This window comes from Paracoccus sp. M683 (assembly GCF_007096355.1).
Lineage (GTDB): Bacteria > Pseudomonadota > Alphaproteobacteria > Rhodobacterales > Rhodobacteraceae > Paracoccus.
In genome coordinates this window covers 1-20,351 of record NZ_VKDF01000015.1, presented here as the reverse complement: position 1 = coordinate 20,351, position 20,351 = coordinate 1, and the positions used below count along the sequence as shown (strand labels likewise).

Sequence of the window (20,351 nt, the reverse complement as noted above, 5' to 3'; positions counted from 1 at the left end):
CATGCTGCGGCATGGTGCCGGCAGAGGCGCGCCAGCGGGCATCACAGCTTCACCCTCCGCAGCCGAGCGGCATTGGTGATCACGCTGACCGAGGACAGCGCCATGGCGGCCGCCGCGATGATCGGCGACAGCAGGATGCCGAAGAACGGATACAGCACCCCGGCCGCGACCGGCACGCCCAGAGCGTTGTAGATGAAGGCGAAGAACAGGTTCTGGCGGATATTGCCCATGACCGCTTCCGACAGCTTGCGGGCGCGGACGATGCCGGTCAGATCGCCCTTGAGCAATGTGACGCCCGCGCTTTCCATCGCCACATCGGTGCCGGTGCCCATGGCGATGCCAACGTCCGCAGCGGCCAGCGCCGGGGCGTCGTTGACGCCGTCGCCACCACCTCGCCCGCCGCCTTGTGCCGCTGCACGACCGCGCTCTTCTGGTCGGGCAGCACCTCCGCCTCGACCTCGTCGATGCCGAGCTGGCGCGCGACGGCCTTCGCCGTGGTCCAGTTGTCGCCGGTGAGCATCACCACGCGGATGCCCTGCTCCTTGAGCGCGGCGAGCGCCTCGGGCGTCGATGGCTTGACCGGATCGGCGATGGCAAAGATGGCCGCAACCTGCCCGTCCACCCCCATGAAGATCGCGGTTGCGCCGTCCTCGCGCAGCCGGTCGGCCTCATCGGCCAGCGGCGCGACATCGACGCCCTGCTCGGCGAGGAACTTGGCATTGCCAAGGGGAATGCGCTTGCCCTCGACCACTCCGAGCGCGCCCTTGCCGGTGGGTGAGTCGAAATCCGCGACCGGTGCGAGTTCAAGGCCGCGCTCCTCGGCCGCCCGCACGATGGCCAGCGCCAACGGATGCTCGCTGGCGCGTTCGACACTGGCGGCAAGGCGCAAGGCTTCTTCCTCGGTAAAGCCAGCAGCCGGAACGATGGCGGTGACGGCGGGCCGGCCCTCGGTCAGGGTGCCGGTCTTGTCGACGATGATGGTGTCGACCTTCTCCATATGCTCCAGCGCCTCGGCGTTCTTGATCAGCACGCCCGCCTGCGCGCCGCGCCCGACGCCGACCATGATCGACATCGGCGTCGCCAGCCCCAGCGCACAGGGGCAGGCGATGATCAGAACCGAGACCGCCGCGATGAGACCGAACGAGAAGCGCGGCTCGGGACCCCAGATCGACCAGGCGATGAAGGCGAGCACCGCGACCACGATCACCGCCGGGACGAACCAGCCGGAGACCTGATCGGCCAGCCGCTGGATCGGCGCGCGGCTCCGCTGCGCCTCGGCGACAAGCTGGACGATCTGCGACAGCATGGTGTCGCGGCCGACCTTCTTCGCCTCGATCACCAGCGCGCCGGACTGGTTCATGGTGCCGCCGATGGCGGTGGCGCCGACCTCCTTGGTCACCGGCATCGACTCGCCGGTCACCATCGATTCATCGACGGCGCTGCGACCCTCGAGCACCTCGCCATCGACCGGAACCTTCTCGCCGGGCCGCACCCGCAGGCGGTCGCCGACATGAACGGTGTCGAGCTGAACCTCCTCCTCGGTGCCGTCGTCGCGGATGATCCGGGCGGTCTTGGGGGCAAGGTCGAGCAGCGCGCGGATCGCGCCGCTGGTGCTCTCTCTCGCGCGCAACTCCAGCACCTGCCCGAGCAGCACGAGCACGGTAATGACCGCCGCCGCCTCGAAATAGACCGCGACCGAGCCGTCGGGCTGGCGGAACTGGTCAGGAAAAATGCCCGGCGCCAGCGTCGCCACGACGCTGTAGATCCAGGCCGTGCCGGTGCCCATGGCGATCAGGGTGAACATGTTGAGGCTGCGGTTGACCAGCGACTGCCAGCCGCGCTGGAAGAATGGCCAGCCCGCCCAGAGAACGACTGGCGTGGCGAGGAGCAGTTGCAGCCAGTTCGAGGCCTGCTGACCGATGGCGTGGGTCAGCCCGAAAAGATGCCCGCCCATCTCGAGGACGAACACCGGGATCGTCAGAGCAAGGCCGATCCAGAACCGGCGCGTCATGTCGATCAGTTCTACATTCGGCTCTGCCTCTAGGCTGACCAGAACCGGCTCCAGCCCCATGCCGCAGATCGGGCATGATCCGGGCCCGACCTGCCGGATCTCCGGGTGCATCGGGCAGGTGTAGATCGTCCCTTCGGGAACCGGCTCTGCCTTGGCCGCCGCGGCGGCCGGATCGAGATAGCGTTCCGGCTCGGCCAAGAACTTCGCCCGGCACCCGGCCGAGCAGAAGTAATATGGCCGACCGGCATGCTCGGCCTTGTGCTGGGTCGTGTGGGGATCGACCATCATTCCGCAGACCGGGTCCTTGACCTTGTGCGTGTCGTCCTGCGCGGCGGCTGCGTGGTCATGCGCGTGATCATGCACATGTCCGTGGGCCGAATGGGCGTGAGTCTGGTTCTGGTGATCGTGTTCCGTCTTGCTGGTCATGTTCACGCCTCCTCGGCGTTTCCTGAGCTTGCGTTTCGTCTGTTCTGCGCCTTCCAATCGCTGGAAGGTCAAGAGGTGATTGGATTCCGGAGTTCCTGCCGTCAGTGACTACCGTGGACCTTTCCGACGCTGGCCCGTCCTGACCCGGCATGTGACCGCGTGATGTCGATGTCGGCCGCGGTCTCCTCACCATCGAGACAGTATTCCTCGATCTGCAACGTCGAGAAGTAGATGTTGAACTGCTGGCGCAGAAGATTGTTCGCCTGCCGCAGCACCCGCTCGCCGTCCTGCCAGTTCCGAACGCAGATATGGCTCGAGAAGACATTGCGCCCGGATGTCAGGCTCCAGGCATGGACGTGATGCACGTCCGTCACCCCCTCCAATTGCCGGATGGCCTCGATGGCGGCTTCCAGGTCGAGGTCTTCCGGCGTGCCTTGCAGCAGGATGTGCAATGCCTCGCGCAGAATGCCCCAGGAGGCCCAGAGCAGCACCAGTCCGAAGGCCATGCCAAGCAGAGGATCGATGGCCATAAAGCCCGTGAACCGGATCACCAGCGCAGAGATGATGATCAGGAAGCTGCCGACGAAGGTCTGCAGGATGTGCCAGTAGGCGCCGCGCATGTTCAGGTTGCCCTTCTGGCGCTCGTACAGCAGCCAGAGCGCGACAAGCTCGGTGGCGATCCCGCCCGCAGCGGCAAACAGCATCGGCGTCGTGGCCAGCTCGATCGGCTCCATGAGGCGCATCGCGCCCATCCACAGCACCAAAAGCGCCATCGCGACGAGAAACAGGCCGTTGAAAAGGGCGCCGAGGATCTCGGCCCGGACATAACCGAAGGTGCGCGCGGGGCTGGATTTCCGCTCGGTCAAGCGTAGCGCGACCAGCGCGATGAGCACGCCGCCCACGGCCGAGAAGGTGTGAAAGGCATCGGAGATGACGGCGACCGAGCCCGTCCAGATGCCGATTCCCAGCTCGATGACAAAGTAAAGGCCGGTGAGCCAGCCCGAGATGACAAGCGCCTTGCGATCGCCGCCCACGGGCATGTGACCGGCATGGCCGCCGTGAGACATCGACATGAGTCCGCCTCCTTGTTGCTGAGGGAGAACGCCGGGATCCGGCGTTCTAGGTTTGGCCTATGCGCTGACCGCGAATTCGGTCATCATGCCGGTTTCGAGATGCGGCATGTGGTGGCAATGCAACATCCAGCGCGCCGCCTCACCGGCGTCGAGCGCCACATCGACCATCGACATCGGCGGCACATAGACCGTGTCGCGCAACGCGCCCGCGACCGCACGTCCGTTCAGCCTGACGACCTGGAAGACATGCCCGTGCAGATGCATCGGGTGACCCATCATCGACATGTTGTGAAAGGACAGCACTACCCGCTCACCACTGCGCGCGGCTATCGGGCGATGCTGTCCCCAGACGGCTCCGTCGATCGTCCAGACATAGGGCTGCATCGAGCCGCCCAGCATCACCATATGGCTGCGGTCCACCGGCCGATCCGGCAGCGCCTCCGCCGCGAGCAGACGCGACTCCTGCGCCAGATCGGTGTCGAAGGCGGGGGCTTCCGATTCAGCCACGGCATCGATGCGCCGGATTTCGGCACCCTGCGTGGCAAGGATCAGGCCGGTGCGCTCACGCGCGCCTTCCCGCAGCGCGAGGATCGGCCAAGCGCCGCCCTCGTTCGGCAGGTCGATCTCCAGATCGAGCCGCTGGCCCATGGCCAGGCCGAAGCGCGTGCCAGAAACCGGCTGAACCGCATGTCCGTCCACCGCAACAAGCCGCGCCTGCGCCTCGCCGGTCTCGATCCAGAACACTGTCGCCGCGGCGGCGTTGATCACACGCAGGCGGACGCGCCCGCCGCGCTCGATCTGCACCACCTCGGGGTCCGACAGCGTGCGGTCATTGGCAAGATAGGCGTCCCAGTCGTAGTCATTGAGGTCCATCGCCATGGCGTCCATGGCACCCATCCCCATCATGCCGCCCATGGCGCCGTGATCCATGCCTTCCATCGGCATGTTCCCCATGGCGCCATGATCCATACCCGCCATGCCGCCCATGCCCGCGCCGTGGCCGCCTCCATGGCCGTCTGCCGTCCCATGGCCGTCGAGGATCTCGGCCATCACTTCCTCGGGCGCCTTGAACGAGAAGTCATGCAGGAAAAGCACTACTTCCTGACGGTCGGCGCTGATATCCTCGGCGCTGCGCACGATCAGCGGTGCTGCCAGAAGGCGCATTTCGTGCAGCGGCACATGCGCGTGCATCCAGTAGGTGCCGGGCAGCGGCGCGAAGTCATAGGCGCGTGTCTCGCCGGGGGCGAGCATCGGCAAAGGCATGTCGGGCACGCCATCCTGCGCGTTGGGCGGGATCTGGCCGTGCCAGTGGATCAGCGTGTCAACATCGAGATCGTTGCGCAGATCCACCCGGAAGCGCGCGCCGGGGTTGAGTGTCAGGCCCTGTCCGGTGGGTCCGGAAAGACCCCAGACGGTGGCGGCGCGACCGTCGATGTCCAGCGTCCGGCTAGCGGCGTGCAATGATAGCGGGGCGGCGCCCTGCGCGGCCGCGATCCGGGGCAGATGCGCATAGGCCAGCACGGCTGCGCCAGCGGCAAGAAAGCCGCGTCGTGAAAGGGTATTCATGGTCGTCTCCTCGGGACAGCCTGTCCCGTTCATCAAAACCGACAGAACGCCGCGGGCTCCAGCCCGGACGCAATCAGAGGAGACGGAGCTTGGGAGGTCGTTCGTTCAGCCCAGGTGCCCGACTGGCAAGCACTGCACCGGTCGGCAGGTCATGGCTGGCAGGCGCGTAATCGCTGCCAGAGCCTTCGCTCGGCGAGGTCAGGAAGACCGAAAAACCTACGCAAAGCAACTCACAGGCTTCGGCATCGCCTGAGCCACAGTGCTGGTCGCCATCACAGGGATTTTCGCTGCCGGCCGCAACCTGCATCATCTCGCCGACATGCACCGAGTGATCCGGTTCTGCGCTCAAGCGCGCCGCGTGCGCGGACGTCGCCGTCGTCATGACGGCGATCGCGAGGACGGCAAGCATGGTGACGAGGCGCGCGAACATGCCGGAAAGATAGGCGCTGGTCACGGGAATGTCCATTGCCCCCGGCGTCGCGCCTCTGGCAGTAATTCAATTTCGGCATGTAGCCGATTGAAATTCTTCACCAGCAGTCATGCAACTCATGCGCAATGAACTCCGTAATATCTTGTGGCTCGGGTTGCTCCTCGGCGGCCTGATCCTGGCGATCCTCGTTGGGTGGCATCAGGTCCGCACGGTATCCCCCGCCGCGGCATCCGCAGAAGTCATCGAACAGGGCCGGCAGGTCTATGCGGACCAATGTGCGTCCTGCCACGGTGCGCAGCTCGAGGGGCAGCCGGACTGGAAGACGCCCCTTCCATCCGGACGTCTCCCGGCGCCACCGCACGATGCCGGCGGCCACACGTGGCACCATCCCGATGACATCCTGTTCCGCATCGTCAGGGAAGGCACGGCCGCCATCGTCGGGGGCGGCTATGAGAGCGACATGCCGGGGTTTGCCGATCTTCTCAGCGACGCCGAGATCCGGGCTGTCCTCGCCTATATCAAGAGCACCTGGCCAGAGCGCGAGCGGACCTACCAGGAGAATGTGTCGCAACCACACTGATGGCACCTTCGGGATGGAGCTGCCCGTGCGACCGGCAGTGCAATTTCCCGAGGCCCACCGGTCACAGTTGAGGCCGCCGAACAGAAGCGGCATATTTGGATCGACCTGATGGCGAAACCTTTGGGAGGGATGTTCGTGGGATTATTCATGGCTTACTTGGCATTTGAAGCGCGCTCGATCTTGGCGCCGCCTCGGGTTTTCCCTCGATGAACAATCCCGGCTCCAGTTCATCGAAGCGGGTTCATGACCGCACGGAGCGGCTCAACAAGAGCTGCTTCTGCGTTACACTGGACCTTCCATCGCTGCGCGAAGCGATGGAGCGCGAGGCCGGTGATCCGGCGTTCTTCGAGACGTTCATCCGCCCCAAGGCCCATCTGTTCTCGCACGTGCCGGTGTTCCTTTCGGCCACCGCCGTCAATGAGATGCGCGCGATCGCAGTGGCTGTGGAGACCACCGCCCAACTCGCGGCATACAAGGCCGCAGTCCTCTCTTGGGTGCCGGAAATCGCGCGGGCGGATCATGGCCCGCTCGGGGCATTGATGGGCTACGACTTCCATCTTGGCGAAGACGGCCCCCGCTTGATCGAAATCAATACCAACGCCGGCGGGGCGTTTCTCAATGCCTTTCTTGCGAGGGCGCAGCGCGCGTGTTGCACCGAAATGGATATCCCCCCGACGCTGCCATCGTTCGAGGACGCGGCGTTTCGCATGTTCCAGAACGAATGGATTCGGCAGCGGGGAACGGGCGCGCCACAACGCATCGCCATCGTCGATGACAGTCCGCCGGAACAGTATCTCTACCCCGAGTTCGTGCTCGCGGGGCAAGTTTTCGCGGCACGAGGGGTAGACGCGATCATCGCCGACGCCAGTCACCTTCGCTACGACGATGGTCGGCTCAGCGCCGATGGAAAGACAATCGACCTCGTTTACAACCGGGTCACCGATTTCGCCTTCGATCAGCCCGAGCACAAGGCATTGCAGGAAGCCTACCGGGATGGCGCGGTGGTCGTGACGCCGAATCCGCACAATCACGCGCTCCTTGCAGACAAGCGCAACCTTTCGCTTCTTTCGAATTCCGCGACGCTGGAGGCCTGGGGCGTGGAACCGAGACTTCGCGCCCTGCTTGATGCCGTTCCACGCACCGTGCTGGTCAGTCCTGACAACGCTGACGCACTTTGGAAATCCCGCAGGGACCTGTTCTTCAAGCCGACCGGCGGACATGGCGGCAAGGCGGTATATCGTGGCGACAAGCTGACGAAAGGGGTCTGGGCGGAGATCGCGGAGGGCGGATACGTTGCTCAGACGCTGGTCCGCCCCAGCGAGCGCATGATCAGGATCGACGAGATACCCCAGACGCGCAAAATGGACGTGCGTCTGTATACATATGATGGCCAGGTGCTTCTGGTGGCCGCGCGCCTCTATCAAGGTCAGACCACGAACTTCAGGACGCCAGGGGGCGGCTTCGCGCCCGTGTTCGTGATCTGAAGCGTGAGCTGGCGGGGTTTGGCTTTAATATATCAATGCATTAATTTGGGGAGCATTCAACATCAGGCGCATCCCCTCCGGCACTTGCCCTCGCGAAAGCGTTCTCCCGATCCGGTTGCGGCCGGATTTTTTCGTTGTTTTCGAGGGCTATTCGGGCGGCTGAACACTGACCCCGCTGCCATGAGGTCCGGAAGCGGTTTCTCCGGACCGATACTCTCCTGACCTGATGACTGTGCCGGTTGGTGAATTTCTTACAGCAAGCTGAAATTGTGTGCTTTTCGGCTTTTCGGGATCGCCGGCCCGAATACTTCGATGCCGGTGGCGTTCGTGAGGGGGAGAATAAATCGAGCTATCGCCCTCAGAATAGTTCCGTGCTGCTCTCGTCGCGGATACGGAGGGGGTATCTTTCGCCCCTGATGGTGGGCGATTTCGATACCCCCCAACTTCGCCCTGCACCTCGCCGGTCTTCCTTCGCCACCGTGGTCATTGCCCGCCGCTGATCCGCAGTGGCCGTTTGCAACACCACGGAGGCCCGATCATGCCACATGAACCCGTCGTCCTGCCGCCGCGTTTTCTACGGACCAAAGAGGCCGCGACCTTTCTCAGCCTCTCGGCCCGGACGCTCGAAAAACACCGCACCTACGGAACCGGGCCAGCCTATCGCAAGCTTGGCGGCCGTGTGGTCTATGCCATCGACGATCTTGAGGCCTGGACCGAGCGCGGCGCGGTGACCTCCACCTCCGATCCGCGCGGCTCCGTGCTGCCCGCCAAGCGTCATGCGTTTCCGTCCGGCCCGCAGGCTGGTCGTTACGCCCGCTGACCGCTCGCGGTTTTCTTCATGACGGTGCGACGTCGATCCCTTTCCGAGCGCGGGCAACTCGACCTGTTCAGGGCGCTCCCCGGCGATTTCGCGCCACGAGACGCGCAGGATCTCATGGCCTATCCCTTCTTCTCCCTCGCCAAGTCGAAGCGCATCGCGCCCATCGACTTCGCCGCCGGCAATGTCTCCATCCGGGTCGAGGCTGTTCCCGATCACGGCATGGCCACGATCTGGGACGCCGATATTCTGATCTGGGCGGCGAGCCAGATCGTCGAAGCCCGCGACAGCGGCCTTCGCACCTCCCGGCTGATGGCCGCCACGCCCTACGAGATTCTCACCTATGTCGGGCGCGGCACCGGCTTGCGCGACTATCAGCGCCTGAAGGCGGCGCTCGACCGGCTGCAATCGACCACGATTTCCACCTCGATCCGCCAGCCGGTCGAAGGGCGCCGGCATCGCTTCTCCTGGATCAACGAATGGCAGGAACGCACCGACCATAGCGGCAGACCCGATGGCATCGAGATGATCGTGCCGGACTGGTTCTACCAGGCCGTCCTCGACGATGCGCTCGTGCTGACCATCGACCGGACCTATTTCGACCTAACCGGCGGCCTTGACCGCTGGCTCTATCGCCTGGTGCGCAAGCACGGCGGCCGCCAGCGCGATGGCTGGCGGTTCGATTTCCGTCACCTTCACCAGAAATCCGGCAGCCTGTCGCCGTTCAAGCGCTTCGCCTTCGAGCTGCGCGACATCATCCGGCGCCAGCCTCTGCCGGGCTATTCGCTGTTTCTCGAAGCTGAGGTTGGCGGGCGGATGCTGCTGGCCTTCGAGCCGGTCGCGCCCTGTGGAAAACCTGTGGATGGCCTCGTGCTATCAGGAACCCGGACTATCGTGCTATCGGGAACCGGAGGCTCGTGCTATCAGGAACCGAAACCGGGCTTAACACCCGGAACCCATTCAGGAAATCGCGCCCTTAACTTAGAGTCTAACAAAGAGTCTAACTTTGAAGAGCGCACGCGCGATGTGGAAAACCTCATCCGCGACACCGCCAGAAACCTCGGTAGAGCCGCGAAGGAGAGGGCCTCATGTGCCCTGACACCGCCTCGACCGGCATCTGATCGAGGCGCAACCGAGGCTCCTGAATCTGCCGATACACCCCGCCTGCCTCTCGATCTGCCGGGGGGGTGCGAATGATCATCGCGCTCCTCAACCAGAAGGGCGGCGTCGGGAAGACGACGCTGGCGCTGCATCTTGCCGGAGAATTGGCGCAGGGTGGCAAGCGCGTCACCCTGATCGACGCCGATCCGCAAGGTTCCGCCCTCGACTGGTCGCAACAACGCGCGCGTGAGGGCCTGCCCCGTGCCTTCGGCACACTCGGCCTGGCGCGCGATACGCTGCACCGTGAGGCGCCAGAGCTTGCCCGCGATGTCGATCATATCGTCATAGACGGGCCGCCGCGCGTCGCCGGCCTCATGCGCTCGGCGCTGCTCGCCGCCGATCTCGTGCTGATCCCGGTGCAGCCATCGCCGTTCGACGGCTGGGCCTCGGCCGAGATGCTCGCCCTCCTGACGGAAGCGAGCATCTATCGCCCGCAGCTCGTCGCGCGCTTCGTGCTCAACCGCTGCGGCTCGCGCACCGTCATTGCCCGCGAAACGGCCGAGACGCTGGCGGACCACGACCCCCCGCTACTCGCCAGCGCCATCGGCCAGCGCGTCGTCTTCGCCGACGCCGCGCAGACCGGGCGGCTCGCCAGTGAGATCGACGCCCGATCACCTGCGGCGCGCGAGATCGCAGCACTGGCTACCGAGGTCGAACGGCTGGGCATCGGGAGGGCGTCGGCATGACGATTCTCACCGGCGATTGCCGCGAACAGATGCCCTGGCACGCACCCTACGACATGATCCTCGCTGATCCGCCCTATGGCGGCACCTCGCTCGCCTGGGATCGGCGTGTCGAGGGCTGGGTCGGGCTGGCGCGCGCCGCGCTTACGCCGACCGGCTCGCTCTGGGTCTTCGGTTCGCTGCGCAGCTTCATGGCGACAGCGGACCGCTTCACTGATGCGGGCCTGCGGATCGCGCAGGAGGTGGTTTGGGAGAAGCAGAACGGCACCGGCTTTCATGCCGACCGCTTCAAGCGCGTGCATGAACTGGCGGTGCAGTTCTATCCCGCCGAGACGACATGGCGCGACATCTACAACGACGTCCAGACCACGCCCGACGCAACAGCCCGCACCGTCCGGCGCAAGCGGCGCCCACCCCATACCGGCAAGATCGACGCCGGCCATTACGTCAGCCATGACGGCGGGCCGCGCCTCATGCGCTCGGTCATCTACCTGCGCAACTGTCATGGCCGCGCCATCCATCCGACCGAGAAACCTGCGGCGCTCCTGGAAATTCTGATCCGCACGAGCTGCCCGGAAGGTGGCCTGGTCGGCGACTGGTTCGCCGGTTCCGGCGCGGCCGGGGAAGCCTGCCGGCTTTCCGGCCGGCGCTATATCGGCTGCGAGATCGACCCCGACATGGCCGAGCGCGCGCGGGCGCGCATCGCCACCGTGCTGCCGTTTCATGACGGAGGCCCGTCATGACGGCGCGCACCGACAAGCGCGGCTTCGCCGCCCGCCCGGCCGATCCCGAAGGCTGGATCAGGGCCGGCGATGCGCGACCAGCGCGAGATGGCGCCGTAACCGCCCATTCCGCCCGGCTGACGATTGACATCACGCCCGAGCTTCGCGGGCGGATCAAGATCGCCGCGATCAGACGCGGCATCACCGTCGCCGACATGCTGCGCGACCTGCTGGCGCGCGAGTTTCCCGACATATCGGGAGACCGCCCATGAACGGCATCGACGCCCATGACGACGATCTGACCCGCGTGGAACTGACCTGGGTGGAAGGCAGGACCGAATACTGGATCAGGTTCGGCCATGAGGCGGGAACGCAGCTCCTCGACCGCAACCGCCGTATCGTCTCTTTCGGTCCTGGCGCGGTGTTCGCGTTCGTCCGCTGGGCGGCGAACGACCACGGCACGATCATTTCGCGCCTCGACATCCTGCGCGCGGTTGCGCCGGGCGAGTCCTATCAGACGCTGCCCTTCGCCCGTCCGGGCGGCGAAATCCTGCTGAAGATCGAAGGCTGGCCGAAGGTCGAGGCCGTCCTCCGCCATGTCGACGGGATCGAGGCCATTGGCGTCGATCCCGCCCAGGTCGATCCCGATCACTGGCGGCACGTTGCCCATTGGATGAACGCGGGCGAAGCGCCGCGACCCTACACCGCCGAGCGCCATCAGGCATGGCTCCGGCGCCGGGAGATCGCCCCATGACGCGCTTTCGCTATGTCATGGCGACAACGGCTGCCACGCTCGGGATCGCCATTACCGGATTCGTTCCGACCGCGCCAAGGCTGGTCTGGAACGCATCGGCCAGCGTGCCCATCGGCTTCTACACCGTCACGCCCACTCAGCGGATCGAGGTGCCCGATCTGGTCGCCGTCATCCCACCCGAACCCATCGCTTCGTTCATGGTCAAGCGCGGCTATGTCGCCCGCGACGTGCCGCTTCTGAAGCATGTCCTCGGCTTGCCCGGACAGCGCGTATGTCGCGCTGGCCGCGCCATCTCCGTCAACGGCGTTCCGCTCGGCGAGGCGCGCGACCACGACAGCCTCGGCCGAGACCTGCCGGTCTGGCTGGGCTGCCGCGTCATCGCCGAGGGCGAGGTTTTCCTGATGAACCCGGACGTCGGCGACAGCCTCGACGGCCGCTATTTCGGCCCGCTCCCCGCCTCCGCGGTGATCGGCCACGCGATCCCGCTTTTCACCGACGAAGACGGCGATGGCCGCTTTGTCTGGCGCGCGCCGATGCGGTGACGGCGCGTCCAGTGCGGGGCGTGCGAGCGGCCCGCGTCTTCTCTACCGCATAGGAAAGGAGCCTTCCATGGCACAGATCGGCCAGTTTACCCGCACCCCGTCCGGCTATTTCGGGCAGCTTCGCACCCTCTCGCTCGACCTTGAGCTGACCTTTGTTCCGATCGATGATGTCGAGTCAGAGAACGCGCCCGCCTATCGAATTCGGCTTGGGGATGAAGACGGGCCGGAAGTCGGCGCAGGCTGGAAACATTCTGGCGATCGCGCAGGACCGTTCGTCTCCGTCCTTCTCGACGATCCCGTCTTTCAGCAGCCGATCCGCGCCCGGCTGTTCCAGTCGGACGAAGATGGCCGCGAGTGGGGTCTGCACTGGACCCGTCCGAAGAAGCGCGACGAACAGGGGTGATCATGGTCACGTCCTGCACTCGTCCCGCTTCGGGGAGATGCGGTGTCCGCCGCCGCATCATCCTCCTTCTTTTTTCCGGCCTGTTCGTCTCCACCATCGCCCCGCTGTCCGGTCTGGCGCAAACCACCGTGCCGGATCGCACGGTCGCTGCGCATCCGCACGGCGCGCATATCGAGGAGGCTTCGCAGCGTTTCGGCATCCCGCCGTCATGGATCATCGCCGTGATGCAGGTCGAAAGCGCGGGCGATATGCGCGCCATATCCACCGCCGGGGCGATGGGGCTGATGCAGGTCATGCCCTCGACTTGGGCGGAGCTGCGCATCCGCCATGCTCTCGGCCGCGACCCCTTCGAGCCGCGCGACAACATCCTCGCGGGCACCGCCTACCTACGCGAGATGTGGGATCGCTACGGCAATGTCGCCGCGATGCTCGCGGCCTACAATGCCGGTCCCGGTCGCTACGATGAATACCGCGCGACGGCTCGTCCGCTGCCTGCCGAGACGCGCGCCTATGTCGCTGCTTTGACGCCGATCCTGCTCGGCGAGCGGCCTTCCGGCAGCGGCTCGACGGTCGCTCCGCCGCCCGACTGGCGCGAGGCGGCGCTCTTCGTCGCGCGTGAAATAGGCGCTTCCGCTGCCGATCCCGCGTCCCCCGACCGCACGCCGGACGATGCCCCTTCGCTCGTCCCGGCGGCACCGGACGCACTCACCGCCTTGCAGTCGGAGGGGCTGTTCGTCGCCCGCGATGCCGGTGGGGACCGGCCATGAGCAGCGGCACCGCAATTCGCATCCCATCGGGCGCTGGCGTGTCATGGAGGGCGCAGAGGGTGGCGGCAGGCACCACGACCGAAAGATGGCAGGATAAAAGCGCGCACGGTGCGGCTCAGGCGGGCGGTTGTTTTTGTTCATGTTTCTGGCGCGTTTCGCACCGTGCGGCGCTATCGCGCACCGTGTGCTTCGCGTCCATCTTCCTGATTTTATTCTCTGTTTTGCACCGTGCGGGGATGTGCCATGTCCGATGAGCACGAGTTCCGCATCCGTCCGGGGCGCATCCGCTCAACTCGTGCGCAGCAAACCCGGCCCTTCATCGCGCAGGCACTTGCCGCCGCGAAGAAGGCCGGAGGCGGCGTCTCGCGATCCGGTCGCGTCACATCCGGCAATCGTTCCCGCTTCGGGCGCGGCCAGCGCGCCAGCGTACAGGCCAACCGCCTCATCACCTCCCGTACACGCGGCGCCGTCGTCAAGGCACGCGTCGTTCGCCACATGGCGTCGTCGGCGCCGCTTGGTGCGCATCTTGATTACCTGCGCCGTGACGGCGTGACCCGAGACGGAGAGAAGGCAAGGCTGTTCGGGCCGGGAACGGAGGATGCCGATGGTCGCGCTTTCGCGGAGCGCTGCGGTGATGACCGGCATCATTTCCGGTTCATCGTCTCGCCTGACGACGCGCTGGATATGTCCGACCTCCGATCCTTCACCGACGATCTTGTCGGCCAGATGGAAAAGGATCTCGGCACGCGCCTCGATTGGGTGGCGGTCGATCACTGGAACACGGCGCATCCGCATGTCCATCTGATCGTGCGCGGCACCCGCGACGACGGGCAGGATCTCGTGATTTCCCGAGACTACATCAAGGAGGGGATGCGGGACCGGGCGCGCGATCTCATCACCCTGGATCTGGGGCCGCGCACCGATCTCGACATCCGCCGCAGCCTTGAGGCCCAGATCGAGGCGGAACGCTGGACACAACTCGACCGGCAGCTTGCCCGCGACGCTGGCAAATCCGGTATCGTCGATCTCGCCCCGCTCGCTGATCACCCGCAGGACGAGTTCCACACGCTGAAGGTCGGTCGGCTGCGCACCCTTGAAATCCTCGGGCTGGCCGATCAGATCGGCCAGTCGCAGTGGTTCATCAAGCCCGAGGCTGAAGCGGTCCTACGCGAGCTTGGCGAGCGTAGTGACATCATCAAGCGCATGCACCGCGCCCTGACCGAACGCGGCATCGAGCGCGGCTCCGCCAGCTATGTCCTCGCCGGTGAAAGCCTCGACGTTCCGGTTATCGGCCGTCTGGTCGAACGCGGCCTTGATGACGAGTTGAAGGGGACCGCCTATGCCGTGGTCGATGGTGCCGACGGCCGCAGCCATCATATCAGGCTCCCGCATCTGGATGCCGCTGGCGACAGCCCGCCCGGCTCGATTGTCGAGCTGCGCGCTTATGAGGATGCGCAAGGCGCGCGCCGTGTCGCGCTTGCCGTCCGCTCCGATCTCGATCTCGGCGCGCAGATCGGCGCCTCGGGTGCGACCTGGCTCGATCGGCAGGCCATCGCCCGCGAGCCCATCGCCCTATCGGACAGCGGCTTTGGTGCCGAGGTCCGTCAGGCTCTGGATGAGCGCGCGGAGCATCTGATCGGCGAGGGCTATGCCGAGCGGCAGGGCGGCCGCGTTGTCTTCGCGCGCCGACTGCTCAGCACACTGCGCAGGCGCGAACTCGACAGCCTCGCCGAGAAGCTCGCGGCAGATACCGGCATGTCCTTCGAGCGCGCCGCCAGTGGCGAATATGTCGCCGGTTCCTATCGTCAGCGCTTCGCACTCGCCTCCGGCCGCTTCGCCATGATCGAGGGTCCCGGACCTGACGGGGGTCTCGGCTTCCAGCTCGTGCCCTGGTCGCCCTCGCTGGAAAAGCAGATCGGCCGTCACGTCTCCGGCGTGGCCCGCGACGATGGCGGCATCGATTGGGATTTTGGGCGCAAGCGCAGCCTCGGCCTCTGACCTCAACTGGAAAGGATCTCTGCCCATGTCCGCCACCAAAATTCTCTGGGGACAGATCACCACCGTCTTCCTCATCATCCTTGCCACCACCTGGGGCGCGACGCAATATGTCGCCTGGAGCCTCGGCTATCAGCCGCAACTCGGCCCGCCCTGGTTCGAACTGCTCGGGACGCCGATCTATTATCCCCCGGCGATCTTCTGGTGGTGGTATTTCTATGAAGCCTATGCGCCGCCGATCTTCGCGAAGGGCGGCATCATCGCGGCCTCGGGCGGCTTCATCGCCATCGCGGTCGCCATCGGCATGTCGGTCTGGCGGGCGCGCGAGGCGAAGAACGTCGCCACCTACGGCTCGGCGCGTTGGGCCTCAAAGCCCGAGGTGAAGGCCGCCGGCCTGCTCGATCCCGATGGCGTAGTCCTCGGCCGATATGACCGCGAGTATCTGCGGCATGATGGCCCCGAGCATGTGCTGTGCTTCGCGCCGACCCGTTCGGGCAAGGGCGTCGGCCTGGTGGTGCCGACGCTGCTGACCTGGCCGGGCTCGGCAGTTGTCCACGACATCAAGGGCGAGAACTGGCAACTCACTTCGGGGTTTCGTTCACACCATGGTCGCGTGCTGCTGTTCGATCCGACCAACCCGAAATCCTCGGCCTACAATCCGCTGCTCGAAGTGCGTCGCGGCGAGTGGGAGGTGAGGGACGTGCAGAACATCGCCGACATCCTCGTCGATCCCGAAGGCAGCCTCGACAAGCGCAACCATTGGGAAAAGACCTCCCATTCGCTCCTCGTCGGCGCGATCCTTCATGTTCTTTATGCCGAGCCTGACAAGACGCTGGCAGGTGTGGCCAGATTCCTGTCCGATCCCAAGCGTCCGGTGGACTCCACCCTGCGCGCCATGATGACAACCGCGCATCTGGGTGAGGCGGGGCCGCATCCGGTCGTGGCCAGTGCGGCGCGCGAGCTGCGCAACAAGTCCGAGAACGAGCGGTCGGGCGTGTTGTCGACGGCGATGTCGTTTCTCGGCCTCTATCGCGATCCCGTCGTGGCCGAGGTCACGCGCCGCTCCGACTGGCGGATCAGCGATATTGTGGCCGGCGATCAGCCGACCACGCTCTACCTCGTCGTGCCGCCTTCCGACATCAACCGCACCAAACCCCTGATGCGATTGCTGCTCAATCAGGTTGGCCGTCGCCTCACCGAGGATCTGCAAGCGAATGCCGGAAGGCATCGGCTGCTCTTGATGCTCGACGAGTTTCCAGCGCTCGGGCGGCTGGACTTCTTCGAGACGGCGCTGGCCTTCATGGCGGGCTACGGCCTCAAGAGCTTCCTGATCGCGCAGTCGCTGAACCAGATCGAGAAAGCCTATGGGCCGAACAACTCGATTCTCGACAACTGCCATGTCCGCGTGAGCTTCGCCACCAACGATGAGCGCACCGCCAAGCGCGTGTCGGACGCCCTCGGCACCGCCACCGAGATGAAGGCGATGAAGAACTATGCCGGGCACCGGCTGTCGCCCTGGCTGGGGCATCTCATGGTCTCGCGCTCGGAAACCGCGCGCCAGTTGCTCACGCCGGGCGAGATCATGCAGCTCCCACCACATGAGGAGATCGTCATGGTGGCGGGCATCCCGCCGATCCGGGCGACGAAGGCGCGCTACTTTGAGGATGCCCGGTTTCAGGAGCGCGTTCTTTCCCCGCCTGATCTGACGCGCCCGGAAGGAACCCGTGCCGACGACTGGACCGCGTTGCCGATCCCGGCGCGACCCGGTCCTGCCGAGGATGACGAGGACCACATGAGGGATGATGAAGATCCGACCGAATCCGAACGCCGCTTGCAGCCCGAACTCAGCCGCGTGAAGCCGGTGGAGAAGAAAAAGCCCATCGAGAACGAGTTCGAGCCCGATCTTTCCGATGACGTGGAAGAAGATGTTGCCCGGAACCGACGCATGATCCGCCAGGTGCAGGGGATTGCCCGGCAGGTCGCCATGGACCCGAACGACGGCATGGAGCTGTAGCGCCATGACACGCCACAGGAAGAAATCGAAGATCACGATCTATCTTGACCCCGATGTCACCTCGGCGCTGGCGGACTTTGCGGCACGCCGGGATCGCTCGCAATCCATGATCGCCGAAGCCGCCATCGCGTCGTTCCTGTCGCCGGACGATGCCGAGCGGCGCGAAGCGGTTGTCGTCAAGCGCCTCGACCAGCTCGACCGCCGCATGGCGCGGCTTGAGCGGGACGTCGGCATCGCCGTCGAAAGCCTGGCGGTGTTCATTCGGTTCTGGGTCACGACAACGCCGGCGCTGCCTGAGCCAGCGGCGAAGGCCGCGAAGGCCAAGTCGGCGGAACGATATGAGGCGTTCATCACCGCACTCGGCCGGCGCCTCGCGCAGGGGCCGAAGCTCCGGCAGGAAATCTCGGAGGATGTGGCCGGATCAGAACAGGGTGCGGGGACACACTGATTGGTATACCATTTCGAGCCCATCAGCGACATTCAGGCAGACTGCGGTATGGCGCAGCCCCTCACGGATGCGGAAGAAGACCCGGCCCAAAGTAGACATTCCAGCGCTGTCGATCCTGCCTGGCGACATGTCCGAAAGCGGACACCGCACTCTTGCCGAACGGAAATCCACCCAATCAGTAAGACACGGCGGCGGCCTTCGGCGGATACTTGCGGTTCAAGCTGTGCAAAGCGCTGTTCGCTCGGTATCGTTGGCCAAGGGCGGGAGGGATGTTCAGCAGTGGAAATAAGTAGACTTAAAATATCAAACTTTCGCTCTATCAAAGAGGCAGACATTCAGTTTGGCGCGGTTACAGTCCTTATAGGAACCAACAACGCCGGAAAGTCGGCGATACTGGAAGCGATCCGCATCGCGCTTACCAGACGGTGGGGACAGCGCGGAACCGGATTCACTGAATATGATGTGCATCTGTGCGACGGTAGGCCAGATCCAAAAGTCGGCGATCCCGTCGTTATCGAGGTCGAGTTCCAGGAGGCTGTCGCCAACGAGTGGCCCGAGGACCTCCACGGCGAACTCGAAGACATCATCCAACTCGATCCAGTGACCGGCCGCGCGTCAATAATCATGCGCGTCAGCTGCTCATGGGAAGCGGCCGAAGAGAGTTTCGTGCCACGATGGGAATTCCTGAACGTCGAAAGGAACCCACTCGCCGGGCGCGGCGCTCGCGCCGTCAATCTCCAGGAGTTCTTCCAGTTTCTGCCCGTCTTCTACCTTGAGGCGCTCCGCGACGTCACGGACGAGTTTTCCTCAAGGAGCCAGTTCTGGGGCAAGTTGCTCCGGACGGTGCAAATCCCTGAACCTCTCGAGCAGAAATCAAAGCGGATCTTCGACCTTCTGAATCGACGCTTGCTCGACGCTGATCCGCTTCTGGCCAATCTTGCCAACGGTCTTTCCCATATCAGCCGCGTCGCCGCCACCGACGTCCCAGGCCAGGCGGACTTGCGGCTGCTGCCCCTCAATACATGGGATATCCTCTCGAAGGCGGAGGTCATCTATCAGACGGAGGGCGGCAAACCGTGGCTACCGTTGGCGCGGCACGGTCAAGGCGTGCAGAGCCTTTCCGTCATGTTCCTCTTCAAAGCCTTCGTTGAGCTGATCCTGAGCGATCTGTACCGGCCCGAAAGCACAGCTGTCCTGGCTCTTGAGGAGCCGGAGACACATCTCCATCCTCAGGCGGCCCGCAGCCTTTGGCGTCATATCACTGAGCTCCCAGGCCAGAAGATCGTAACGACACATTCGCCGTACTTCCTACAGCACGTTCCGTTCCGCGATATCCGCGTCGTCCGTGTCGAGGCCAACGGCACAACTGTAAGCGCTCTCCCCCGTCAATTCCGCGCGCCCGTCCCGCATGTTCCCCAGATTGACGCCATCATCGCAGCCTCCGCCGGCCTCATCACTTATGACCGCGGTCTCAACGAACTCGTGCTGTCCGGCGCTCTGCCCCAAAACCAGTATCGCGATCTCCTCATCGCCTACGGCGGACGCCCTGACACACAGACCATCCACGCCGCGCTGCGTAAGGCATCCGATGCATCGCAGGAGTTCGTCTCGGACGCGGAACTGGAGCAGCTGGAGACATTTGCTCGGCGGATCCGTGGCGAAATATTCTTCGCACGCCGCTGGCTTCTCGTGGAGGGCCCGTCCGATTACCATCTGGTTCATGGCATCGCCAAGGGCCTTGGCTACGACCTTGATGAACACGGCGTCGCCGTCATCGATTTCCAGAACAATGGCAGCCCCGAGATTATGCGTGAGTCATTGTCTCAGCTTTCCACTCTGGGAAGGTAGAGGCAGACGGTTTCTGGGACGGCCATCCCAGGAACTGGTGACGGGCGGGCCTCCCCGAGGAATGACCCGACGAGCGGTCGCAAAATATCTTGCCACCCGTCACATCTGTCAGGCCATCCGAACGGTAGAGGGGCCTTCGCGGCCGTGCATAATCAAGGATCACGACAAGCATATGAGCAGCAACTTCCACGAAGGCCATCGCACGAATATCATTGCGTTTGAGGTTTCTAAAGCGAGCCTAACCGTCCACAGCCTGCCCGACGACCGGCAGGTCACCATCCCAAACACCGCGCCCGCGATCAGACGCTTGCTCAAAGCAAAGACGAAAGGCAGCAACCCTTTCGTGATCTGCGAGGCATCCGGTGGATATGAGCGCCATGTTCTGAATTGCGCAGTCGAGGTGGGGCTTTCAGCCCATCGGGCGCATGGCACGCGGACACGGAATTTCGCGAAATTCTTGGGCCTCTCTGCCAAGACAGACGTAAGCGGTCGCAGAACAGCACGGTCAGCTTAGCTTGACGGCTTGAAGTTCCACGGCAGCAGGTCGTCGAGGCGGCTTTGAGGGTGGCCGTTGGCAATCGCGGTCAAGGTGGCCCTTAGATATTCGAAGGGCTCGACGCCGTTGAT

At 64.7% G+C, this 20,351-nt stretch carries 19 protein-coding genes and 1 pseudogene; 15 read left to right on the top strand and 5 right to left on the bottom strand.

All coding sequences use genetic code 11. The features are described 5' to 3' along the window. Positions 1 to 41 precede the first annotated feature (41 nt). The 4 genes and pseudogenes from FNJ84_RS18690 to FNJ84_RS18675 form a co-directional block, all read right to left on the bottom strand. A pseudogene (locus FNJ84_RS18690) lies at positions 42 to 2,437 on the bottom strand (heavy metal translocating P-type ATPase). A 101-nt stretch (positions 2,438 to 2,538) separates the two neighbouring features. Further along, positions 2,539 to 3,510 carry a cation diffusion facilitator family transporter gene (locus FNJ84_RS18685; protein ID WP_088233772.1) on the bottom strand — a complete coding sequence of 324 codons (972 nt, stop codon included), beginning with the start codon at positions 3,508 to 3,510 and terminating at the stop codon, positions 2,539 to 2,541. 57 nt (positions 3,511 to 3,567) lie between these two features. Next, entirely contained in the window at positions 3,568 to 5,076 is a 1,509-nt protein-coding gene (locus tag FNJ84_RS18680; protein WP_058099084.1) for a multicopper oxidase family protein, read from the bottom strand. Positions 5,077 to 5,149: 73 nt separating this feature from the next. Next, positions 5,150 to 5,530: a hypothetical protein gene (locus FNJ84_RS18675; RefSeq protein WP_233141200.1), complete on the bottom strand. Its 381-nt coding sequence runs from the start codon at positions 5,528 to 5,530 to the stop codon at positions 5,150 to 5,152. A gap of 94 nt (positions 5,531 to 5,624) precedes the next feature. Between FNJ84_RS18675 and FNJ84_RS18670 the strand changes: the two genes are divergently transcribed. From FNJ84_RS18670 to FNJ84_RS18600, 15 genes are all read left to right on the top strand, one after another. Continuing rightward, positions 5,625 to 6,086, top strand: a complete 462-nt coding sequence (locus FNJ84_RS18670) for a cytochrome c (protein WP_082658174.1) — start codon at positions 5,625 to 5,627, stop codon at positions 6,084 to 6,086. A gap of 206 nt (positions 6,087 to 6,292) precedes the next feature. After that, on the top strand, positions 6,293 to 7,570 hold the full coding sequence (locus tag FNJ84_RS18665; protein ID WP_058099082.1) for a hypothetical protein: 1,278 nt from the start codon (positions 6,293 to 6,295) through the stop codon (positions 7,568 to 7,570). 538 nt (positions 7,571 to 8,108) lie between these two features. Next, positions 8,109 to 8,390, top strand: a complete 282-nt coding sequence (locus tag FNJ84_RS18660) for an AlpA family transcriptional regulator (protein ID WP_012092626.1) — start codon at positions 8,109 to 8,111, stop codon at positions 8,388 to 8,390. Between the two features lie 18 nt (positions 8,391 to 8,408). Further along, on the top strand, positions 8,409 to 9,584 hold the full coding sequence (locus FNJ84_RS18655; RefSeq protein ID WP_143794781.1) for a replication initiator protein A: 1,176 nt from the start codon (positions 8,409 to 8,411) through the stop codon (positions 9,582 to 9,584). Then, complete coding sequence (parA, locus tag FNJ84_RS18650) at positions 9,581 to 10,234, top strand: ParA family partition ATPase (protein ID WP_058096760.1); 654 nt, start codon at positions 9,581 to 9,583, stop codon at positions 10,232 to 10,234. The genes FNJ84_RS18655 and parA overlap by 4 nt, the downstream gene beginning before the upstream one ends. Further along, positions 10,231 to 10,974, top strand: coding sequence for a site-specific DNA-methyltransferase (locus FNJ84_RS18645; protein ID WP_058096761.1), 744 nt, complete (start codon positions 10,231 to 10,233; stop codon positions 10,972 to 10,974). The genes parA and FNJ84_RS18645 overlap by 4 nt, the downstream gene beginning before the upstream one ends. After that, positions 10,971 to 11,225, top strand: a complete 255-nt coding sequence (locus tag FNJ84_RS18640) for a hypothetical protein (protein ID WP_058096762.1) — start codon at positions 10,971 to 10,973, stop codon at positions 11,223 to 11,225. Before FNJ84_RS18645 ends, FNJ84_RS18640 begins: the two co-directional genes overlap by 4 nt. Continuing rightward, positions 11,222 to 11,707 carry a DUF2840 domain-containing protein gene (locus tag FNJ84_RS18635; protein WP_058096763.1) on the top strand — a complete coding sequence of 162 codons (486 nt, stop codon included), beginning with the start codon at positions 11,222 to 11,224 and terminating at the stop codon, positions 11,705 to 11,707. Before FNJ84_RS18640 ends, FNJ84_RS18635 begins: the two co-directional genes overlap by 4 nt. Then, positions 11,704 to 12,249 (top strand): S26 family signal peptidase, encoded by a 546-nt coding sequence (locus FNJ84_RS18630; protein ID WP_058096764.1) that lies wholly within the window; start codon positions 11,704 to 11,706, stop codon positions 12,247 to 12,249. Before FNJ84_RS18635 ends, FNJ84_RS18630 begins: the two co-directional genes overlap by 4 nt. A gap of 67 nt (positions 12,250 to 12,316) precedes the next feature. Next, a complete protein-coding gene (locus tag FNJ84_RS18625) occupies positions 12,317 to 12,652 on the top strand; it encodes a DUF736 domain-containing protein (protein ID WP_143794780.1) in 336 nt (111 codons plus the stop codon). Between the two features lie 2 nt (positions 12,653 to 12,654). Then, positions 12,655 to 13,419 (top strand): lytic transglycosylase domain-containing protein, encoded by a 765-nt coding sequence (locus FNJ84_RS18620; protein WP_088233775.1) that lies wholly within the window; start codon positions 12,655 to 12,657, stop codon positions 13,417 to 13,419. A gap of 243 nt (positions 13,420 to 13,662) precedes the next feature. Continuing rightward, positions 13,663 to 15,417 (top strand): VirD2 family relaxase/mobilization nuclease, encoded by a 1,755-nt coding sequence (locus FNJ84_RS18615; protein WP_088233776.1) that lies wholly within the window; start codon positions 13,663 to 13,665, stop codon positions 15,415 to 15,417. Positions 15,418 to 15,442: 25 nt separating this feature from the next. Continuing rightward, a complete protein-coding gene (locus tag FNJ84_RS18610; RefSeq protein WP_088233777.1) occupies positions 15,443 to 17,428 on the top strand; it encodes a conjugal transfer protein TraG in 1,986 nt (661 codons plus the stop codon). A 4-nt stretch (positions 17,429 to 17,432) separates the two neighbouring features. Beyond that, positions 17,433 to 17,876 (top strand): CopG family transcriptional regulator, encoded by a 444-nt coding sequence (locus FNJ84_RS18605; RefSeq protein ID WP_058096996.1) that lies wholly within the window; start codon positions 17,433 to 17,435, stop codon positions 17,874 to 17,876. Positions 17,877 to 18,155: 279 nt separating this feature from the next. Beyond that, positions 18,156 to 19,724 carry an ATP-dependent endonuclease gene (locus FNJ84_RS18600; RefSeq protein ID WP_185968599.1) on the top strand — a complete coding sequence of 523 codons (1,569 nt, stop codon included), beginning with the start codon at positions 18,156 to 18,158 and terminating at the stop codon, positions 19,722 to 19,724. Between the two features lie 510 nt (positions 19,725 to 20,234). On the opposite strand, the gene FNJ84_RS18595 is transcribed toward FNJ84_RS18600, so the two are convergent. Further along, on the bottom strand, positions 20,235 to 20,351 hold a 117-nt coding region (locus FNJ84_RS18595), incomplete at its 5' end, for a transposase domain-containing protein (RefSeq protein ID WP_143794778.1).

Bases quoted from the DNA above. Each gene is read 5' to 3' on its own strand.
- FNJ84_RS18605 (WP_058096996.1), top strand. From the start codon at position 17,433: ATGACACGCCACAGGAAGAAATCGAAGATCACGATCTATCTTGACCCC.
- FNJ84_RS18660 (WP_012092626.1), top strand. From the start codon at position 8,109: ATGCCACATGAACCCGTCGTCCTGCCGCCGCGTTTTCTACGGACCAAA.
- FNJ84_RS18615 (WP_088233776.1), top strand. From the start codon at position 13,663: ATGTCCGATGAGCACGAGTTCCGCATCCGTCCGGGGCGCATCCGCTCA.
- FNJ84_RS18630 (WP_058096764.1), top strand. From the start codon at position 11,704: ATGACGCGCTTTCGCTATGTCATGGCGACAACGGCTGCCACGCTCGGG.
- parA (WP_058096760.1), top strand. From the start codon at position 9,581: ATGATCATCGCGCTCCTCAACCAGAAGGGCGGCGTCGGGAAGACGACG.
- FNJ84_RS18680 (WP_058099084.1), bottom strand. From the start codon at position 5,076: ATGAATACCCTTTCACGACGCGGCTTTCTTGCCGCTGGCGCAGCCGTG.
- FNJ84_RS18625 (WP_143794780.1), top strand. From the start codon at position 12,317: ATGGCACAGATCGGCCAGTTTACCCGCACCCCGTCCGGCTATTTCGGG.
- FNJ84_RS18610 (WP_088233777.1), top strand. From the start codon at position 15,443: ATGTCCGCCACCAAAATTCTCTGGGGACAGATCACCACCGTCTTCCTC.
- FNJ84_RS18655 (WP_143794781.1), top strand. From the start codon at position 8,409: ATGACGGTGCGACGTCGATCCCTTTCCGAGCGCGGGCAACTCGACCTG.
- FNJ84_RS18635 (WP_058096763.1), top strand. From the start codon at position 11,222: ATGAACGGCATCGACGCCCATGACGACGATCTGACCCGCGTGGAACTG.
- FNJ84_RS18645 (WP_058096761.1), top strand. From the start codon at position 10,231: ATGACGATTCTCACCGGCGATTGCCGCGAACAGATGCCCTGGCACGCA.
- FNJ84_RS18685 (WP_088233772.1), bottom strand. From the start codon at position 3,510: ATGTCGATGTCTCACGGCGGCCATGCCGGTCACATGCCCGTGGGCGGC.
- FNJ84_RS18640 (WP_058096762.1), top strand. From the start codon at position 10,971: ATGACGGCGCGCACCGACAAGCGCGGCTTCGCCGCCCGCCCGGCCGAT.
- FNJ84_RS18665 (WP_058099082.1), top strand. From the start codon at position 6,293: ATGAACAATCCCGGCTCCAGTTCATCGAAGCGGGTTCATGACCGCACG.
- FNJ84_RS18620 (WP_088233775.1), top strand. From the start codon at position 12,655: ATGGTCACGTCCTGCACTCGTCCCGCTTCGGGGAGATGCGGTGTCCGC.
- FNJ84_RS18670 (WP_082658174.1), top strand. From the start codon at position 5,625: ATGCGCAATGAACTCCGTAATATCTTGTGGCTCGGGTTGCTCCTCGGC.